The sequence below is a fragment of the Primorskyibacter sedentarius genome (genome assembly GCF_004342065.1).
Classification (GTDB): domain Bacteria; phylum Pseudomonadota; class Alphaproteobacteria; order Rhodobacterales; family Rhodobacteraceae; genus Primorskyibacter; species Primorskyibacter sedentarius.
In genome coordinates this window covers 1-1,769 of the sequence record NZ_SLZU01000072.1, presented here as the reverse complement: position 1 = coordinate 1,769, position 1,769 = coordinate 1, and the positions used below count along the sequence as shown (strand labels likewise).

Below are 1,769 nucleotides of genomic sequence, written 5' to 3'. Positions count from 1 at the left end.
TCGCAGGTGACCGCAGGCAGCCCGAAGTCGACATTCATGCCAGGTGCAGCATCCGCTCTGCTGCAGTCGCACAATCAAGAGAGCTGATCCGAGAGGGACGTAGTCGGTCGTTGTGCGGCAGCCGTATTTGACCTGATCGACTTGCACTTAAGAAGAACCCGATATTTCAGTTCAGAGAACGCAGCTTCCAACATCACTGACTGTTCATAGCTCCCGAAAACCATCTCGCGAGACTGACCTTTGCGCTTTCCCAGCACCAATAAGCGGCCGTGCAGGTTGCAGTGAACGAATATCGTGGTCCGGAAATATCATTGACAGTTCACGCTGGCATTCGCTTGGAAGACTTTGACAAGCCATGGGCCCAAGAAACATGCTTTCTGTCGGCGCACCTTCGGAGAACACGATTTCATGCTGGTCAAACACCAAATGATAGTAAGTGACGCTTCTGCAGCCGATTTTCTTACGAATTCCTGGTAGATGGGTGAGCGCTTTTGCTGGCACAAGGCATTCGCCTAATCCGAAGGCTTCCTGCGCTGCATTGTTGCAAAGAAGAATGCGATGCTGCGGCGAGACGCACAAAGCTCGGCGCGGCAGACCGTTGCCCAAAGATCCGGGTTTGAATTCAATGGGCTTCAGTTCAGCGTCATCTTCAGGGAAGCCGAGGCAGCGGGCTACAATCATCCTAACTGGCTGAGCGCCTCGATTAGCTGTCGTCACCAGATCACCAACCGACAGCTCTTCAACAGGGAAATCACCAGATGGAGTTTCGATCAACGTTCCTGTCGTAAAACAGACTACCTGTGCTGTCCCAGGTGACGTTGTTGCAAAAACTGGAGTGTCAGGATCAGGCTGGTTGAATTGTATCGAAAACCCGAAATTGCCGACAAGGTTGGTTGATGTCGCACCAGCTGCGGCACCGTTCGTCGCCACTATTTCAGTAGTCCCACCGCCAATGTCGTAAAAATTGATAACGACATTCGTTGGGCCACTGACATCCGTAAGCGCTACGGCTTCGTTGTTGTTTGCGCCACCATTCGGATCAGTCAGCAAGAATCCATATGTCGCGCCGGAGATAAGGTAAATCGTCTCATCTGAGGCGGGGTCGAAACTCACCGTGATCCCCGGATCAGTAAGCGGGATGTCGAGGTTTACCGATCCGTTTTGATTGTAAGTCGACACCAAGAAGTCGGCTGGGTCCTCCCCGGGAGACAGCGCCACTTCGAAGAACTCGCCGACGCCAGTGCTGCTAGCGTGCGCGTTTGAGTAATGAATTTCACTTATCCGAGCGATTGTTCAGGTCTCTCAATTGGGTTGCGGGATAGCAGACTCTCTTCCCAAAGCTTAGATCGACAATTTCACGTTGCAAGTTGTTTGGTCCCAATCGTCCGACCGGTTCGTCAGTTTACAAAATCCACGCCGCTCACATCAACGCCCAACACCGGCCACAAGCACCAATACCGCGAGAGCGGTTTCGTCCTCGTCCGCATAGTCTGAGTTCCGCCATCAACTGATTTTGCGGTTGCAGTGAAGGTCTGCAATGCGGGCTGTGCCGCAGCATCTCAAGTAGGCAGTGAATGTCTCTTATGAGCCGTCTCCAACGGGAAGGTAATGGAGCCTTTGAGGAATGCTGCACCGCATCCAAGGTCGGCAGTGACCCAAGGTGACCGATGCTGCGCTCACCGACCAATGGAAGTTTTCGCAAATTATTCGGTCGTTTTTATGCGGTGGAGACGTCGATACTGGCGGACGGTGAATGCTATTTCCACGTG

The 1,769-nt window shown here is 52.8% G+C and carries 1 protein-coding gene; it reads right to left on the bottom strand.

Translation table 11 applies throughout. The annotated features are described in order from the left end of the window. Positions 1 to 204 precede the first annotated feature (204 nt). The gene (locus EDD52_RS23495; protein WP_207906093.1) at positions 205 to 1,179 is read right to left on the bottom strand and encodes a Hint domain-containing protein; all 975 of its coding nucleotides are present in this window, start codon (positions 1,177 to 1,179) and stop codon (positions 205 to 207) included. Positions 1,180 to 1,769: the final 590 nt, after the last annotated feature.